This window comes from Sporosarcina sp. FSL K6-1508 (assembly GCF_038007465.1).
GTDB classification, from domain to species: Bacteria; Bacillota; Bacilli; order Bacillales_A; family Planococcaceae; genus Sporosarcina; species Sporosarcina psychrophila_B.
The window spans coordinates 2,091,958-2,109,912 of sequence record NZ_JBBOXF010000001.1 but is presented as its reverse complement, the minus strand read 5'-3'; the positions used below and the strand labels follow the sequence as shown (position 1 = coordinate 2,109,912).

General features: G+C 40.2%; 17 protein-coding genes and 1 riboswitch. Of the genes, 5 read left to right on the top strand and 12 right to left on the bottom strand.

Annotation, left to right across the window (positions count from 1 at the left end):
* Positions 1–37: 37 nt before the first annotated feature.
* On the bottom strand, positions 38–1,507 hold the full coding sequence (locus MKZ11_RS10605; RefSeq protein ID WP_340794415.1) for a DHA2 family efflux MFS transporter permease subunit: 1,470 nt from the start codon (positions 1,505–1,507) through the stop codon (positions 38–40).
* 172 nt (positions 1,508–1,679) lie between these two features.
* Between MKZ11_RS10605 and MKZ11_RS10600 the strand changes: the two genes are divergently transcribed.
* Both MKZ11_RS10600 and MKZ11_RS10595 read left to right on the top strand, forming a co-directional pair.
* The gene (locus MKZ11_RS10600) at positions 1,680–2,336 is read left to right on the top strand and encodes a TetR/AcrR family transcriptional regulator (RefSeq protein WP_340794414.1); all 657 of its coding nucleotides are present in this window, start codon (positions 1,680–1,682) and stop codon (positions 2,334–2,336) included.
* A 279-nt stretch (positions 2,337–2,615) separates the two neighbouring features.
* A complete protein-coding gene (locus MKZ11_RS10595; protein ID WP_340794413.1) occupies positions 2,616–3,563 on the top strand; it encodes a nucleoside hydrolase in 948 nt (315 codons plus the stop codon).
* A gap of 12 nt (positions 3,564–3,575) precedes the next feature.
* Here MKZ11_RS10595 and MKZ11_RS10590 read toward each other — a convergent pair whose 3' ends face one another.
* Genes MKZ11_RS10590 through MKZ11_RS10580 form a run of 3 tightly spaced genes read right to left on the bottom strand, consistent with a single transcriptional unit; the run spans position 3,576 to position 7,378 of the window.
* Entirely contained in the window at positions 3,576–4,700 is a 1,125-nt protein-coding gene (locus MKZ11_RS10590; RefSeq protein WP_340794412.1) for a Ger(x)C family spore germination protein, read from the bottom strand.
* Entirely contained in the window at positions 4,697–5,809 is a 1,113-nt protein-coding gene (locus tag MKZ11_RS10585; protein WP_340794411.1) for a GerAB/ArcD/ProY family transporter, read from the bottom strand. Before MKZ11_RS10585 ends, MKZ11_RS10590 begins: the two co-directional genes overlap by 4 nt.
* Positions 5,810–7,378, bottom strand: coding sequence for a spore germination protein (locus MKZ11_RS10580; protein ID WP_340794410.1), 1,569 nt, complete (start codon positions 7,376–7,378; stop codon positions 5,810–5,812).
* Between the two features lie 257 nt (positions 7,379–7,635).
* Between MKZ11_RS10580 and MKZ11_RS10575 the strand changes: the two genes are divergently transcribed.
* On the top strand, positions 7,636–8,130 hold the full coding sequence (locus tag MKZ11_RS10575; RefSeq protein WP_340794409.1) for a DUF948 domain-containing protein: 495 nt from the start codon (positions 7,636–7,638) through the stop codon (positions 8,128–8,130).
* Positions 8,131–8,153: 23 nt separating this feature from the next.
* Positions 8,154–8,603, top strand: coding sequence for a DUF948 domain-containing protein (locus MKZ11_RS10570; RefSeq protein ID WP_340794408.1), 450 nt, complete (start codon positions 8,154–8,156; stop codon positions 8,601–8,603).
* A 68-nt stretch (positions 8,604–8,671) separates the two neighbouring features.
* Here the strand turns inward: MKZ11_RS10570 and MKZ11_RS10565 are convergent, their stop codons facing one another.
* The 7 genes from MKZ11_RS10565 to MKZ11_RS10535 all read right to left on the bottom strand — a co-directional run bounded on the left by MKZ11_RS10565 (position 8,672) and on the right by MKZ11_RS10535 (position 15,159).
* Positions 8,672–9,205, bottom strand: coding sequence for a DUF948 domain-containing protein (locus MKZ11_RS10565; protein ID WP_340794407.1), 534 nt, complete (start codon positions 9,203–9,205; stop codon positions 8,672–8,674).
* Between the two features lie 29 nt (positions 9,206–9,234).
* Entirely contained in the window at positions 9,235–9,651 is a 417-nt protein-coding gene (locus MKZ11_RS10560) for a DUF948 domain-containing protein (protein ID WP_340794406.1), read from the bottom strand.
* A 409-nt stretch (positions 9,652–10,060) separates the two neighbouring features.
* Positions 10,061–10,339: an anti sigma factor C-terminal domain-containing protein gene (locus MKZ11_RS10555; RefSeq protein WP_340794405.1), complete on the bottom strand. Its 279-nt coding sequence runs from the start codon at positions 10,337–10,339 to the stop codon at positions 10,061–10,063.
* A gap of 102 nt (positions 10,340–10,441) precedes the next feature.
* Positions 10,442–11,860 (bottom strand): NAD-dependent succinate-semialdehyde dehydrogenase, encoded by a 1,419-nt coding sequence (locus MKZ11_RS10550; protein ID WP_340794404.1) that lies wholly within the window; start codon positions 11,858–11,860, stop codon positions 10,442–10,444.
* Positions 11,861–11,878: 18 nt separating this feature from the next.
* Positions 11,879–13,060: an iron-containing alcohol dehydrogenase gene (locus tag MKZ11_RS10545; RefSeq protein WP_340794403.1), complete on the bottom strand. Its 1,182-nt coding sequence runs from the start codon at positions 13,058–13,060 to the stop codon at positions 11,879–11,881.
* A 16-nt stretch (positions 13,061–13,076) separates the two neighbouring features.
* Positions 13,077–13,925 (bottom strand): AhlS family quorum-quenching N-acyl homoserine lactonase, encoded by an 849-nt coding sequence (gene ahlS / locus MKZ11_RS10540; RefSeq protein WP_340794402.1) that lies wholly within the window; start codon positions 13,923–13,925, stop codon positions 13,077–13,079.
* Positions 13,926–14,160: 235 nt separating this feature from the next.
* Positions 14,161–15,159 (bottom strand): LacI family DNA-binding transcriptional regulator, encoded by a 999-nt coding sequence (locus tag MKZ11_RS10535; RefSeq protein ID WP_340794401.1) that lies wholly within the window; start codon positions 15,157–15,159, stop codon positions 14,161–14,163.
* 204 nt (positions 15,160–15,363) lie between these two features.
* Between MKZ11_RS10535 and MKZ11_RS10530 the strand changes: the two genes are divergently transcribed.
* Positions 15,364–16,326: a polysaccharide deacetylase family protein gene (locus tag MKZ11_RS10530; protein ID WP_340794400.1), complete on the top strand. Its 963-nt coding sequence runs from the start codon at positions 15,364–15,366 to the stop codon at positions 16,324–16,326.
* 143 nt (positions 16,327–16,469) lie between these two features.
* On the opposite strand, the gene MKZ11_RS10525 is transcribed toward MKZ11_RS10530, so the two are convergent.
* Positions 16,470–17,735: an acetylornithine deacetylase gene (locus tag MKZ11_RS10525; protein ID WP_340794399.1), complete on the bottom strand. Its 1,266-nt coding sequence runs from the start codon at positions 17,733–17,735 to the stop codon at positions 16,470–16,472.
* A 116-nt stretch (positions 17,736–17,851) separates the two neighbouring features.
* Positions 17,852–17,954, bottom strand: a riboswitch (TPP riboswitch).
* Position 17,955: the final 1 nt, after the last annotated feature.

Here is a 17,955-nt window from a genome sequence, read left to right as displayed (position 1 = left end):
GTGACTGTCACTCCGAATTTCCCCTGATTTCGCCGACTCAAGAAGATGTCTTATGACGGCGCAATAATAGTCCTAAAGCCGCTCCAATAATCGCAACAATCACCATGAATCCAAATGTATCACCGAACGAATTTGCGGCTACTTCTGCCATTGCCTGCTGCATGCTCTCTGGTGTCGGAGAAACTGTTCCCGTAGCTGATTGGGCTGCTTCTTTTAATTCATCAGTTCTAAGGGTCACATGTGCTGATAAAATCGTTACCAAAGCTGCGACAGATAATGAATTGATCACCTGCTGCATGGAATTCGTCAGTGACGTCACTCGGCTGACCAAATGACGCGGCGCCATATTGAATAGATGTGTATTCATAGGCATTGTCATCATTCCCATACCTGCACCGGCCATGATTAACGGTATTAGCAAATCTTTCCCGGTAGTCGTCACGTCCACTTGTGAATATTGATAAGTGGCTCCTGAAACGAGACCAAGTCCGATAACAACAAGCCAACGAACACCTATCCTGTCAAACAAGTAACCTGCAATCGGCATTACAATCATCGAAGCTATCGCCTGTGGCAGTAAAATCATTCCCGTATCAAATGCACCAAAACCTCTTGCTTGCTGAAGAAATTGTGGAAGAAGGAAGATTGCCCCGAATAGCGCAAACTGACCAATCCATTGCACGATAATTCCAATCGAAAAATCGATTGAACGGAAGACTCGAAGATCTAGTAGCGGCGTTTCAATCGATAGCTCCCTGATGATAAAGGCTATTAAAGCTATTCCGCCGATTACGAGACCTGCAATTGTATTTACAGAAGTCCAACTAGTCGCCCCTTCAATTACACCATAGGACAATCCGGCGAAAGCGATAGGAGCAAGAATCATACCAGGCAAATCTATTCCTGCTACCGTTTGACGTTCCACTTTTGGCAACGTTTTTAGACCAATCAATATAGAGATGATTCCCACTGGAATGTTAATGAGGAAAAGCCATCTCCATGAGTAGAATTCTACCAGCCAGCCTGAAAGAACCGGTCCAATTGCCGGCGCAAATAAAATCGGAATCCCCATCATAGCCATGACAGTCCCGACTTTATGCTGTGGACTAAGTCTGTACACATATGCCATTGCAACTGGGATTACACAACCGCCGCCAAGTCCTTGAACAATACGGAAAGCGATAAGCCAGCCGGCACTATTCGGAATTGTACATAAAATAGATGCAATTGTAAATAGAGTTATGGAACTTAAAAACACCGCTTTTGCTCCAAATCGGTCAGACAACCAACCTGCTAACGGGATTACAGAAGCTTGGGCTAACATATAACCAGTGACTGTCCATTGAATTGTAGGAAAGTCAGTATTTAAATCTTTCAATAATGTAGTTAACGCAACATTCATGGATGTACTATTAAGGACAACCATGAACACCCCTGCAATAATAGCTAGCAAAGGTACGATGATACTTCTAATCCGAAATTCTTCTGGTGCCACGTTCTTCTCCATCTATAATCCCCCTGATTTGTGTGAAGTCTGTTTGACTGCAATTTGTGCGGAATGTTACAATGAAACCGGACAACTGTCCTCTAGAAATATAATACGGACAACTGTCCGGTTTGTCAAACGCAACTTATCTACTCTATAGATTCGCTTTAAAAACAGAATGGAGGATTTCACAATGACCGAGCGGGTAAACGAAAATGAAACAGACCTAGTTAAAAAAGAATCGACCCTAATGAGCAGTGGTCAAAAAAACTCTGAAGAATACCGAAATCGAATTGTAACTGCAGCAAAAAAACTGTTCAATGAGTATGGAATTGAAAATGTCACGATGCACCAAATTGCAAAAGCCGCCGCTATTGGGCAAGCCACCCTATATCGCCGCTATTCCCATAAGGGTGAAATCTGCATGGAAATCCTAAGCAGCAATACGCAGAACTTCTTGAAAGAACTTGATTTATTACTTACCACAACCGAGAAGACCTTAACCCCTTTGGAACAATTGGATAATGTAATTACCAAAATTGCAGACTATATTGATGACAAAGCCTCCATGCTCGTCATTATCAAAATAGAATACAGCCGTGAGTTACAACTGTTACAATTCCACCACCCCATCTTTCTTTACCTGCACAAAATTATTTCTGACTTATACTTAAAGTCGATTAATAATGGTGAAATAGTGAAGCTGCATACAACTTTGACTGCACACACATTAGTAGCAGCCTTAAGTCCTGACTTATTCCTTCATCAAAAAAATGAAATGAGTTTCAGTAAAGAAGAAATTATTGCGAGTATTCGACAAACCTATATTGAAGGATTTAAAAAACTATGAAAAGAACCTTGGAACATCCAAGGTTCTTTTTCATAGTTTTTCCGTTTAGGGCACCCGTGCACTGCAAGCATCACTCAAATTTCACGCCATGTTTTACACGATCTTTGAACCAACAGGTTGATGTAGCATACTGGTCCCTTTCACCATAATATAGGCTAATAGGATTTAACGAAAAGTCTGTGTGGATACGAAAGGTCCTGCCGACACATACTATGGGAATACACAAATGGAGCACATTTATCCAGTTCAGTAAAAACGTATATGAAAGGAGAGTTTCTATTGGCAAAAAAAGTTCTTTTAATTGGGGATATTGGAATTGACGATACAGTAGCCTTAATCTACGCTCACTTGAATGATGAAATTGATATTGTCGGAGTGGTGGCCGATTATGGAAATGTATCAAGGGATGATGCAATTGCAAACATCCATTACTTGTTTAACTTGCTCAATTTTTCTAAAGATATCCCGGTCATAAGCGGTGCGAAGGCTCCGATGACTGCAGAACAACCTACTTACTATCCTGAAATTCATGGTGTGCACGGCCTTGGACCCATCGTTCCAGATGGGCCTGAATTGATCATTGAAAACTTCCTGGAGATTGTAAATATAATCAAAAAGTATAAAGATGAGTTGATTATCGTAAATATAGGCCGTCTAACTTCACTTGCTACGATGTTCATTCTTTATAAAGATTTAATGAGCAATGTAAAAGAGTATTATATTATGGGAGGCGCATTCTGTGTTCCTGGTAATGTCACAAGTGCTGCAGAGGCAAACTTCCATGCGGATCCTATCGCCGTAAAAATCGTTCTTTCATCCGCTGAAAATGTCACTATCGTCCCGTTAAATGCAACACAAAAAGCGATTGTCACACCTGACATGGTCGATTATATTGATTACTTTGGAAAAACTGCTATCTTTAAACCGCTAATGGACTTTTACACTGAATTTTATCAAGAACGGGATCCAACTCTTCAAGGAAGCCCCGTGCATGATGTACTGACACTTATTGCGGTGATACATCCCGAAATGTTCACGTTCAAGTCTTACCCTATCGAAATTGGGCAACAACTAGAAGGACTCACAAGGGGGCAAAGTATTGCAGAGATACAGCCTGAAGCCCAACTTGTCAATAACGGAACAAACCACCGTATTGCATATGACTTAGATTATGAAAGGTTTTTCCACAACTTCCTGTCTGTCATGACAGGTAACCATTCAAAATAAGTTTAGTATCCATCATTCAAAGACTCCACTTCTAAGTAGTGTAAAGTCAACATCAACGTTAACTTTCATTTTCTTGTACAACTCATGCCATTTCTCTTCCGTCAGTTTAGAATGACGTACAGAACTTCTATAATGATCACCATATCCAAAAACATCCGAATCAATTTTCTGACAGTAGGCAATAACCCTTGAGATTTCACTCGACAGGCTCTTACTGATTGCTTTTTCAAGTTCTTCCGTGTTTTCAGCTTTCCCTGCATTAATATTTGGTTTTATTTCCAGTATTCTTGCTTGCACGGAGAGGCGTAGATTAAATTCGGGAGTTGTTGGATTGACTAACTTCACATCTTTATGCGTTTTAATCGGATCGAATACCAAACTAATTTCATCAGGAGGATTCTTCATCAAAGATGAAGGTAAATCATCGCCTTTAATTTTCAATTCATAGGTTCCAGCATGATAATCATCTCTACTTAGCTTTACGTAAAAACTATCCTCAACAGGAAGTTTACCAACCATTTTGCCCTTTTTAAACAAAGCAATTCCAGAGATCTCCAATAACTCCTCCTCTCTTCTAATAATGGGTAGCGCAATTTCTCTGCCAATGGAATAATAATCATGGGCTAGTTCATGAAGCGCAGATGAAACCACCTGCTCATTATCGATGTTTTGTTTTAACATATTATAGACATGTTCACCAATGTCATCGATATTTGGGTATTGGTATTCAAGTAATGGTCTCGTCTCGCCCTCAACCACTGCGAAAAGCATTCCCCCACTTATAGCGGGATTTTTCAAAAAGGTATCAATATAATGACCAATGCCTGCCTTGGCAAATTCCTCACCGAATAACCCCCCTCTCAATTGTCCTGACATTATCTTTTTAGCTGCCCTGCGATTGATTTTTGCGCGCGTTCCTTGACTTGTGTCGTTTTCAGCGGTAATAATTGCAACTTTACTTTGTAATTCCGTGCTCACCTGGCGAACAACCGCCGTAGTCTCCACTACTTCCTCCTTGCCAAAATCATAGCCAATCAACGTTGCTAGGCCTACCCTCTCAAGAAGATTTGTTTCTGCACACCCGACCAAACCGACGCAGAGAAATAATAGTAGTAAAAAAAAATGTTTTTTTTTCATTCTTTTTGCTCCTTACGCGATTTAAATTTCTTTTTTGCCACTGCTAATACATACAAGATGATTGGGTAAACAAAAACAATATAAAACGCCACCTGGCCATAGTAATTATTAAATGTATTTATTTGGGGTCGAGTCTTAAACGCTATACTTATAATGAACATGATGAATGAAAATCCCCAGACGAATTTAGTCGCACTTACCTTTACCAGGCGTCTAGTTCCGCGAAAAGTAGCCCATAAAAAAAGACAAAGGTTCGGCAAAATAATTAACATCCAAAAACAAACCACTATATACTCAAATCGTTCCACGAATGGAAGTTTAACAATACTGAACAAAGACAATGTCGCCCAAATGGTCTTAGTTAATTGTTCCCCACTGAAGTAAGTTAGCGTAACCAACATAACGGCGAGATAAATCAAGGTCGTTACGAATAAAGCAAGATGAACATGTTTTTTTGTATTCTCTTTATCCTTTACAAAAGGATAAATCACATATAATATTTCAAATCCAATAACCGTAAATGTCATAGACTTTACACCTTTTAATATTCCGCCCAAATTGGCCTCCAAAAAAGGGAGAAGACTTCGGGATTCTATAGACTTCATCGGATAAGCCAACATTGGGAACAGCCATATGGAAAGCACAAAACTAAAAAAAGAAACACCCACAATTACCCGTAAACCGCCCGTAAACGTATACATCACGATTAGCAGCAATGTAGCCGTAAGAAACCAAGTATTCAAATCTGGAAACACCCATGTTTGAACGACTTCAATATAGTTCCTTAAAACGGCCAAAAACGCAGCTGAACAATAAATAATATAAATTATATTAAAAAAATTCCCTATCCATTTCCCAAATACATCTTGATGAATACCATATAAGTCATTTGAACCGTATATTTCTAACGTTTTAATCATGAAAATTGCGATGATATGGGTGGCAAGCCCTGCAAGTAGTACCGGAATCCATGCATCATGTTTCGCGTCTTGGTATATAATCCGCTGAAATCCTTGTATTCCGATCCCGATTTGCGCGGTATGAATGATGAAAAAAAGGAGAAAAGCATTAATCGTATCACTGGGACCAATTTGAATGGTATTTTTCACTTATTTCACCTTCTGTTCATTTTTCTCGGGATTTATGGGTTCAGGTTCATATTTGTCTTCATCCTCTGGTCTTGTATTTGAAGGTCGCTTAAATGTAAACGGCAACGGTAATCTGATCAGACTATCACGCCAATCAAGCAGTCGAGGTGGATAAAAAGGTGCTGTGTACGGAGAACCCAAACTTTTTTGACGCAAAAGATGTATCAGAATAAAACAAAGTCCCAGCATAATGCCGTAAAAACCCCATAGTCCTGCTAATACTATCAACGGGAAGCGAATGATTCTGATGACATTACCCATCATGTAACTTGGGGTTGTGAACGACGACAATGCTCCTAAGGCGACAATGATAATTAAAATATTACTCGTAATCCCTGCTTGTACAGCAGCAGTACCAATCACGATACCACCAACGATACCGATTGTTTGACCAACCTTCGACGGTAACCTGACTCCTGCCTCCCTAAGCAACTCAATTATAAGTTCTAACAGCAACGCCTCAAATATAGGTGGGAAAGGAACTAAAGCTCTTGATTCACTTAACGGGACTAAGAGCGTTTGCGGGATGACCTCATAATGAAATGTTAAGGCTGCTACATATAAAGGGGTTAAAAAAACAGATAGTACGACTGCACCAAACCTTAATAGCCGGGCAAACGTAGCAATCTGCCATCGAAGATTTTGATCTTCCTGACTTTGGAAAAACTCAAGAAATGAATGAGGGCTAATTATTGCGAGCGCACTGCCATCCACAATAACGCCCAATTTCCCATTCAGCAGTTCAGCACAAAACTTGTCCGGTCTTTCCGTCAGTAACATTTGAGGAAAAATCGATAAAGAGTTATCATCTATTAGCTGTTCAAGAATCGAGCTATCTAATACCGAATCAACTTCAAGGTCGCTAATCCTTTGCCTTAGCGTATTCACCATTTCATCGGAAGCAACGTCTTTAATGTACAACATTGTAACCGTTGTCTTCGATTGTTTTCCAACTACTAACTTTTCATTGCATAGATTCGGATTTTTTATATACCTCCGAATCAAAGAGACATTCGTAGTAAGACTTTCATTAAAACCAACTTGAGAACCGATTACTTGGGATTCATTTTCCGGCGCTGCTAAGGACCGGGATTCATTTGTAGGGATATTTGCCAACACAACTTGCGAGTGCCCTTCTATATGAATTAGTACTGTTCCGTTCATCATTGCAGATATGATTTCATCTATTTTGTTAGATAGTTCCAACTCAGGTACTGATAGAACAGAAAAAATTTGTTCCGGTGAGTCATTTCTGCTTCTAAGTAAGTCCAGAATAATATGATCTTTTAATACTTCATTGTCCACTAAAGTATCTATATAAATGAGCGTAAGATTCGGGGGGATTGGTTTAACAATTAAATCAGATGTATTATGAACAGCGTTCGTTACTGCTTGAATAAAATCTTTCCCTAAAGGGGACACAGTACTTTCCGTACTTTCCTTTTTTTCTGTACTTTGCTGATTATTCGTTTCGCTTTCCACAGCTGACTGTTTTTTTGCGGGAGAAAGTTTTGGTTTTTTTTTAAACATCTAACTCACCTCATTACTAACATTGTTTCTAGAATTGACTTCCGGAGGACTATATATACGCATCTTTTAAATTTCAGCCATTAAATATGCTTTCTTGGATTTTAAGCAATGATTTAACCTCTATTCCCTGTATGTCTTCTTTTGAGTTTCACTATAGCCGACGTAAATGCACTGGACCAATTATCATTGAAAGTGTTTAGCTATAACTGTATAGTGGTACAAAATAGATAAAGACAATTTAATAGTTTAGATTGGAGATGAAGTATTATATGGAGATACTTTTGTATGTTAGTGCCATCATTGGGGCCTTATCTTTATTGCTCATTGCAATTTTTGTTATCATCACATTGAAAAGTGCAAAACAGACAATAGGGGAAGTTTCCGAGACTTTGAAACGAGTTGAGACAAAGCTTGGTGGTATCACTGAGAAATCCGAGCAATTGATGGAAAAGACAAATCGGATTGCCGAAGATGCAGAAAACAAACTTCAATCATTAAATAGCCTATCCGATTCTGCAAAAAATCTCGGAAACTCTACAGATCATATGAATAAATCGATACTCGCAATTTCAGAAGAAGTTGCTGTCCCTCCCGAAAAGTATCGTGATCTTATGGAAAAGGCGACTGTACTGACTGAAACAGCGGCACGGATCTATTACCGTTTCCAAAAGGAAAAGCGACATAGTGAATGGGAAGAAAAAGACTCCATTCCCAAACGTTTACCAGCACCGCAAAGCAAAAACAGATCATAAATTTAAAAATGAGGTGATTCAATATGGATTGGTTAGGTATTGGTGTGCTCATTATCGGAATCGCATTTGCTATACTCGTCATTTTCTTATTGAAACCAATAAAGAAGTTAGCGACTGTACTTGAAAGTTTACAACAAACGACAGATCGTCTACCAGAAGTGCTAGACAGCGTAACAAATCAAACTTCAACAGTTCTCCAAACAAGCAATACAACGCTTGGTAACGTCAACGAGCAAGTAAATGAAATTAGTCCTCTCTTCCATATTGTTGGAGATGCAGGCAAAGCAGCAGAAAGTCTCACTTCAGCTGCTTTAGATAAAACAACTACATTAAAACAGCAAACTGTTGACGCAAATGAATTTGTTAAACTCAAAAAGTATGAAGGAATCTATGGTCTTCTGTCATTTCTTTTCTTCCTTTCACAAAAAAGAAAAGAAATCTCAGAAACAATTCTCGAACCGAAATCAAATTGATCAAATAAAAATCGTGTGGCAGGACTAATAGTCCCGCCACACGATTTTTAATTTGTTTCATCACCAGATTATTTTTTACTTCTTGCAGCCACTTTTGCTTCTTCTTTCATCCTGTTAACAGCCAATGTACGTTTCTCACCTTCACGGTACAGGTTTCTTCCAACTGATACATCTGATTCTTTTTTAATCCTGCCTTTCTTTCTCATAGCATAGAATCCGAGAGCAGCGGTGCCATATAAACCGCCTAATCGCTTGTCCTGCTTATCCTCATCTGCCCCGTCCATCTTGGCCTTAGCAGAAGCAGTCAGATCGACTAAAGAGGATGACAAAGTCCTTGTAGACTCACCAACATCCCCAACTATATGGAACAAAGGTGTCAAAGTGCCAAGCTTTTCATTGACATCAGCAAGAGTATTGTTACTGTTTGCTATTAAATCCCCAGTCTCATTTAAGATGCTATCCAATTGACTTGGCAACTGCTCTATTGTTTTATCTACCCCATTCAAAATGGATGCAAAGTTATTTAATACACGTGCTAGAAAAATTGCTAGTACCAATAATGCGATACCTATAAGCAATACACCGATTCCTGTGAAAGTCATTTTCATCCCTCATTTCAAAATTTGTTTGATTAAGCGTGCTTTCCCCGCTTCCAAGAATTAAATAGACTTGAAGCAAATTCGGTAAACTGGATGACGCGCACGAAAGGTCTTGTACCAGGCAACGAAGGGTTCTGTGCATAGCGTTCAGTCCGTATCGCCAATTCTTCACTCAATAGCGAGGTTGAGTCTCCAACATGCTTGGCTGTGTAAAACACGCTATTTAATGCCAGTGCCTTCTCTTCAATATCTGTTGCCGTAGCATTTGTCTCACTAATCGTCTGTTCCAATTCAATGATTGTCTTATCCATCTTCATCTCCAACTCACTTACAGTCTGTCCAACAGTTCCAATGACGCCTGATACGCGTAGAAGTAATTTCGCGAAGAATATCGAAACTAGTGCAAACGCGATTGCCATGATAAATACGCCAATATGTACGAAAGTCATTTACCTGCAACTCCTTCCTACTCGTCTTATACCACTAAAGCATAGCTTATGAAACATGAGTATTCATAGTATGATAACCCCCAAAAGGCCAGTTCCATAGAAAATAGCCAGAAAGACACACAATATAGATTGAAGTATTGAATAAGGCATATGAACTGTGCGTAGTCGCCTTAAGTGGGCAGCCGAATCGGTATTGAATGGAATCAGTAACCCAGTCTCTATCTATTGTCTCCTTGAGCAAGTCAGTACTAGTCTATTTTGTGACGGCGCATCATGTTTAAGCTTTTTGGCTTTTTAATCATCATATCACTCTGCGGTAAAAACGCTTCCTCTTAGTAAAAATACTCGGTACCTCCACCAATCATTTCTTCTAAATTATAAACAACCATGTGCTCTCATTCTATCAGATTTATCTTTTATTCCAATTCCAATACGTCATTTCGCCTAGTAAAACGCTATGGATTCCTTCTAACTCTCGCAGTTTCAATAATTCTTTGACTGGCCCCGTAACAACCGCACCGTAAGCCTGAAAACCATGGTCGTTTAAGTAGTCATATCTTTTTTGGAGAATCTCAGTACCCAGTAATTTTTCCGCTAATCGCTTATTCTTCTTTAACATCATTTGCATATTTTGCAGCATTGCGTCTTGACTCTCTTCAATTGAATCTTTATTTAATTCATTTGCCAATGAACCACCTGTTATAACCTCTCCACAGTTTAAGATTGTATAGTTTTCTTTGCAAAAACAAACAAAACCGCCCCATCAATCGGTAGCGGTTTTTTTCGTTTCTTATAAACCAAGCGAAATGTATTTAACTTCTAGATACTCATCTATGCCATGGTGACCGCCTTCTCGCCCAAGGCCACTCTGTTTAAAGCCGCCAAATGGTGCTTGTGGTGTTGATGGAAGTCCATCATTGAGACCGATAATTCCATACTCCAACTTATCGGTAATCCGGATTCCTCTCGATATGTTCTCCGTGAAGACGTAGGCAGCCAGTCCATAAATCGAGTCATTAGCTCGTCTGATTGCCTCTTCTTCCGTTGAAAATGTACTAATTGGCATAACTGGACCAAATGTTTCCTCATACATACAAACCATGTCGTCCGTTACATTAGTTAAAATGGTCGGTTCAAAGAAGAGTCCATCCCGTCCTTCCCCGCCAAGTGCGATTATCGCCCCTTTTGTTGTCGCATCGTCAACATGGTTTTGGGCTTTTTCAACAGCGGAAACATCGATAAGAGGACCAATATCAACACCCTCGTCCAATCCATTTCCTACCTTCATTTTCTTCGCTTTTTCAACAAGCTTCTGAGTGAATGATTCAGCAATCGATTCTTGAACATAGACACGATTTATACAGACGCATGTTTGACCTGCGTTTCGGAACTTTGCCGCAAGTACGCCTTCTACCGCTTTATCCAAATCGCAATCTTCCATAATGATTGCTGGCGCATGTCCACCCAATTCAAGGGATACTTTTTTTACTGTTTCTGCGGCACCTTGCATCAGTACTTTCCCGACCTCCGTCGATCCCGTAAATGTAAGTTTCCTAACACGTGTATCTTTTAACCAAGCTTCACCAATTGTTTTGGAATCCCCAGTAACGATATTAACAACGCCAGGAGGGATGCCTGCCTCTCCAGCCAGCTGAACAAGCTTAATAGCAGTAAGCGGTGTTTGACCGGCTGGTTTTATAACGACTGTACAGCCCGCTGCAAGTGCAGGGCCCACTTTCCTTGTAATCATTGCTGCCGGGAAGTTCCATGGCGTAATGACTGCCGCAACGCCAACGGGTTGTTTATGAACAAAAAGACGTTTATTTTGCTGAGTAGCCGGTATCATTTCTCCGTATACTCGCTTGCCCTCTTCCGCATACCAAGACATAAAACCGTTCGCATAATTGATTTCACCACGGGCTTCAGTTAGCGGTTTTCCTTGCTCTTCCGTCATTGTTTTCGCGAGGTCCTCCGTATGATCCTTAATCAGCTCATACCAATTCCGGATTAAATCACTTCTCTCGTATGCAGACAGTCCTGACCATTTTTCAAATGCAGCAAATGCAGCATCTACAGCAAGTTCTGCCTCTTTTCCATTTCCTTTTGGTACAGTTGCAAATACTTGTCCTGTAGCAGGATTACTGACTTCAATGATCGGCAGCTCATGCCCGACCTCTTCACCATTAATAATCATGTGATATCTTTTCAAGTCAAATCACTCCTAAAATCAAACCGGCTCGGTAACAACACCATCAAATGCCGATTGATATATTTTTCGTATGTCATCCTCTTTCAACGGAAGGGGACTTCTTTCCAGTATACGCTTTTGCTTTACACCATCAGAAGTCAATTGCTCAAGTGCCGATTCTGGAATATTGAAACCGCCTAATGTTGATGGGATTCCTACATCTTTAACGATTCTTGTCAGTTCGTCTACACATTTATAGGATGCTTCTTCTTCAGATAACAGGCTTTTATTGCCACCTAATGCTTCTAAAATATCGCCCATTCGCTTCGTACAACTTTTACGAATATAACTCATAACGTAAGGCAGTAATACTGCATTAGATTCACCATGTGGAATATGGAATTGCCCACCGATTGGATATGCTAAAGCATGGACACCGGCTACCCCCGCATTGAAGAATGCCAAGCCCGCAAGAAAGCTTCCCTGACTCATATCCGTTCTTGCTTGCCGATTGTTTCCATCTTCAACCGCTTTCCGGAGTGAATGTGCTATAAGCCGAATCGCATGTAAGGCAAGTGCATCTGATGCCGGACTAGCATTTACAGAAATATAAGCTTCCACTGCGTGCGTTAGTGCATCCACCCCCGTTGCCGCCGTCACTCTTGGAGGTACCGAAACCGTCAAAGCCGGGTCCACAATGGCGACATCAGCTAATAGATAATTATTCGCTACTACATCTTTTGTTGTCTCCAATGAGAGAACGGAAATGTTCGTCACTTCAGAGCCCGTCCCCGCAGTTGTAGGAATAAGTATTTTCGGGAGCCCTTTCTTCTCAACTTTTTTCGTACCAGTCAAATTCAAGTAGTCCGCTACGGGACCTTCATGAACTGCCAGTACTGCTGCTAATTTCGCCAGATCCATCGCACTGCCACCGCCAAATCCAATGACTAAATCAAAGTTCCCTTTACGCGTAAAATCGACGAGTGCCTCCCCGACTTCGAGTGGTGGTTCTGGAACAACCTCTGTATAGACAGAAACAGCAAACCCCTTTTCGATAAGTGGTGCTGTCACTTGTTTAGTGATGCCAATCTTCTCTAAAACAGGATCTGTCACCACAAGAACTTTTTGAGCGTCATATTTTTCGACCTCGGCGACTAATTGTGTTAATGCTCCCCAGCCTGTATAACTAAGAGGCGCAAATACAAGTTGTGAAAAGCCCATCACTTTACCTCCTTCATTACTCATAGTACCCCTCGGTCGATTTTCGAAAGTTCTTGAATTGATTCGCATCATGTCCAAACCACACATCGGAATCGGTTTCTTTTGCAATTCTTCGGATTTTCTCAACTGCTGTGGAATACCCAATCGAATCATAAATAATACCCGGCGGTTTGATTGGCGGCCCAAAACTTTCTTCCGTATAAATTGCATCTGAAGCTAAAATAATTCCGCCCGTGTCAGGCATATCAATCTGCAATCCAAGCATTCCCCATGCATGTCCGCTGCCAAAATTAAGAATATTGATTCCTTCCGCAAGTTGAATATTATCTTCCCCACGTTTGATTGTGTGCCATTGAAGATTATTTTTAATCCATGCATCAATATCACCCCATATATAAGCCCCCTCTTTCTGATTGCGGGCATATGTCTGCAATGTTCCATTCAGCTCATCCTCATGGACAATGATTGTAGCATTGGTAAACAACTCCAAACATCCTGCATGATCTAAATGGAGATGGGAAGCAACTACATATTTAATATCTTCAGGCCTAACCCCCAATTGTTCCAAACGATTATGAAGGTAACATTCCTCTGCCATCGTAATCGGAAACATTTGCTGTGTCATTTGGCCCCAGCGGCCATCCTGTCCCATCGAATTCGGGTTACAGGCGGTGTCAAAAAGGATTTTCCCTTCTGGATGATCAATCAGGACCGTGTAAATAGGAAACTCAACAAATTCGGCAGGTGCATTCGGATTTGCTAATGTGGCAGGGTTATGCATCGCAATCATCCAGTTTTTATCCATTTTCATACGCCCGTTGTCCATAACATACAGCTTTTTACTTGGCTTAATAATGTTTGACAAATTTATTCCTCCTTGTTTAATAAGAGTTTTAATCAATTCACGAACCTAATCTTTCACCCACCTCCCTTCAAAATCCTTGTCAAATTTCTTCTTTAACAATAAATGAATACGTAACCATTTCATCTTAAAACAGTAAGCTTCACTTTCTGCTGGGACATAACTAAGGTACGAGAAACTCGCTTCAATGTGCTAGTTTTAATTTTTGACTACATATTCACTTATAGCTCTCCTTTCCTTACAATTTTAGGGTTGTTTTCCTTGCCAATAAACTTGTTTCAATTGTTTTTTGAATAAACGATGGACTGAAAGGCTGTCCTTCAATTAGATTAAATAACGTTTCGACTGCAATCCGTCCAAGATTTTGTTCTGTCGTTATTGTAACCGTGCTAAGTTGAAATGAAGCATGAGCGCTTAAATTCACATTATCGGTTCCAATAATGCTAATATCCCGAGGAATTTCGTATCCCTTTTGAAGAAGATAATCCATTATAAAGATAGCGATTGAATCGGTTGCAGCATAAATAGCTGTAGGTCGATTCTTGCGGGACATGATGGATGCGGTTTCCTTAAAAATAGATTCTCGGCTCGTGTCTGTAATAATAATATTGTGCTGCTCAAGGGGAATTTTTTCTTCTGTAAGAACTTGTTTATAACCCTCGAATCTTCCCCAAAACGTGCTCATATTCAGAGGTCCTCCAACCCAGGCAATATGTTGATGCTTTAAACTTATTAAATGTGCAGTTGCAAGACGTCCCGCTTGAACATTGTCCATTTCCACAAAATGACCAAGCTCTTTATGCTTTCGGTTAAACATTACAAAAGGAATATCTAACCTGTTCAATCGCTCAAAGATCAAATCCTCATATAAAATGGATGATAAAATAATTCCATCAACCGTATTCTCAACCATGTCTTGATAGACTTCCATATTACTTCCGAAATTCTCAAAGTGTACATTTACATTAAATCCTTTTTCTTTTGCATAATTCACAATAGACGTTGTAGACTCCGCAAAAAAAGGGTTATGAAGCGGACCTGATAGTAAAGCGATTGATTTGGTTTTATTATTCACAAGTGAACGTGCGACTGAGTTGGGTCGATAATTCAATTCATTTATTGCATTCTGTACTTTATCGAGCGTTTTTTTCTGTACCAAATCGGGACTATTTAATACACGTGACACCGTTGTTTGTGAAACACCAGCATATTTCGCAACATCTTTAGAAGAAACCATAACTAATCTCCAATTCAATCTTAATTATTATGAATATAGCGTACTAGAAAAATATTGTCAACACTATTCAGATTTTTAAATTTCCTATTCCCTCATATAGTGTCATGGATTGACAAACGAGCGGATTATATTGCGTTTTAGATAAGTATTAAAAATCAATGTTGGGGGAGATTATGATGAAGTGACTACAACTAGGAGGAGAACATGAAGAATACATTTCTAATACTATTTGTGTTATTAAGTGGTTCAGTTCTGTTTTTTCTTGGCAATTCGAAAAGTCTACCTATCCCATCAGATCTTATAACGACAATGGCAATTCCGACAACTGTTGAAAATGAAGACTTACTCAGCAAAATTCAATCCTATGCATTGGCGAATGATATAAAACCAATTGATGCGACTGTTGATAAGATATGGAAAGCTATTCCAGGCTATAACGGATTAGTAATTGATAGCAAAGCAAGTTATCAAAGTATGTTGGCTGGCAATGATTTTGATGTGAAAAAACTTGTTTATAAAGAGGTTTCACCACAAGTTCATTTGGAAAATCTGCCCCCATCTCCTATTTATAAAGGTAATCCAGAAAAACCTATGGTCGCGTTATTAATCAATGTTGCGTGGGGCGACGAATACATCCCAGACATCCTGGCAACTTTGAATGATTCTAACGTCAAGGCTACATTCTTTTTTGACGGCAGTTGGGTTAAAAAGAACCCTGATTTAACTTCCATGATTAACTTGGAGGGGCATGAAATTGGAAACCATGCCTACAGTCATCCTGATCTTAAACAGCGTTCTAGGGAGGAGACAATCGTTGAATTGACAAAAACGAATGATGTCATTGAAGAAACACTTGGCATGAAGCCGAAGTGGTTTGCCCCACCGAGCGGAAGCTTTAATCAGGAAACAATTCTTGTTGCTAATGAACTCGGTATGAAAACCATTCTTTGGACGGTCGACACGGTTGACTGGAAAAAGCCAGCGACAACGGAAATGGTAAATCGCGTTTTGACAGGTGTGGGAAATGGCTCAATGGTTCTTATGCATCCTACAAAACCCACGTCTGAGGGATTAAAATCGATGATAGATGGCATGAAAGACAAAGGATACCAACTAGGTACCGTTAGTGATTTAATGAGTGAAAAACGGATTGACGCGTTTGAATAAAGAGAAGTTTTAAATTGGAAAGTCTCATTAGTAACTAAAACGGAAAGTGTTCAAGCACTATTACTCAACGAACACTACACAGACTCTTCTATAAAAACGTCTTCCAGCAGATAGAACCGATGGAAGACGTTTTAGCGTTTCTCTTATTTTTTCATATTACACCATTCAATTATAAAGAGCATAAGCGTCTTGGTAAAAGTTAGTAACTCATCGATGCTTATCTTTTCATCGACAGAATGAGCTTCTTCCAACTTCCCGGGTCCATAGATAACTGTTGGAATTCCTGCCTCACCTAACCATCCCGCGTCTGTTACTGTTCTCGACATACCGATGACTACAGGACTTTTTTCGGTTTGCTCATGACAATCTGCAAGCAGTTGAACAGCTGCATGATCCGCGTTCATTTCCAGCGCCGGGAATATTTCTCCTCGCTCTTCAATCATCGATTTTCCGCCCCAGCGATATTGAATCGGATTTTCTCGCAGCCATGGATCCGCTTTGGCTACATGGTTAAGGTGATCTTCAATTTCATTCACCACAGATTGATACGTTTCATTCGGATAAAAGTGAACAGTGATCCAAAGTCGGCATTCATCCGCAACAAAAGCCGCATGTCTTCCACCTTCTATAACTGCCGGGTTGATAGTATTCATACCCGGTGCAAACCCCGGATACTGTTTTGTCACGGCCCAGTGACGTTCCAAGTCTTGCAGTCCAGCAATCACTTTCATCATCTTCTCGATCGCACTGGCCCCCTTGACGTTACCACCTGCATGGAGCATACTCATCCTCATCGCATCATGGAAAACTTCCTTACTTTTGATTGTTATCCAGCCGGTTATTACACCACCCTGACCATGAATTTGACGATCACTGCCATCTACTACAAGCGCGAAGTCTGCCGTATAGCCTTTTTCCATACACGAAAGTGTTCCAGCTTCTCCTGCTTCCTCCCCAATGACCGTCTGGATTTGCAAATCGCCTTTAAGTTCAACACCCAATTCCCTTACTAATTTAACGGCCATTAAAGTCGCCGCCACTGCACCTTTCATATCAGAAGTTCCCCGTCCATATGCAAAGCCATCTTTCGTCGTCAGATCAAAGACAGGCACAGTCCACTCTGTTTCATCCCCCACTTCCGCAACGTCTATATGACCATTAATGATTAAGCTATTATGCAGAGTGCCATCTGTTCCTTTTTTAATGCCTATAACATTTGGATCGCCAGAAAACACATCCCAACTAGCCGTTTCGAACTTCTCTTGTTCTAAAAAGTCTTGAATATACTTCTGCACGCCAGCTGTATTTCTTGCAGGCGGACTGACAGTTGGAAATCGGACCAGATCTCCAAGCAATCGCAACAACTCCTCTTGACGTTCATCAACCAAGCTACTGATTCTCTTTTCCATTTCACCCATCCATTCTTTATCTATATTTTACTTCAGTGAAACTGTAATGGAATAGAAAACAGCCGCCTTCCATAATTGGAAAGCGGCTGTTTTCTACATATATAAAGACAGTGATTGTAGGATTTCAGCTGCTTCCCTACGCTAGTATGAACTAGATCAGGTTCGAAGGGTTTACATGTATGATGCGTCTCAGCCTAAACGGCTCCCCTAGCAGTATCTA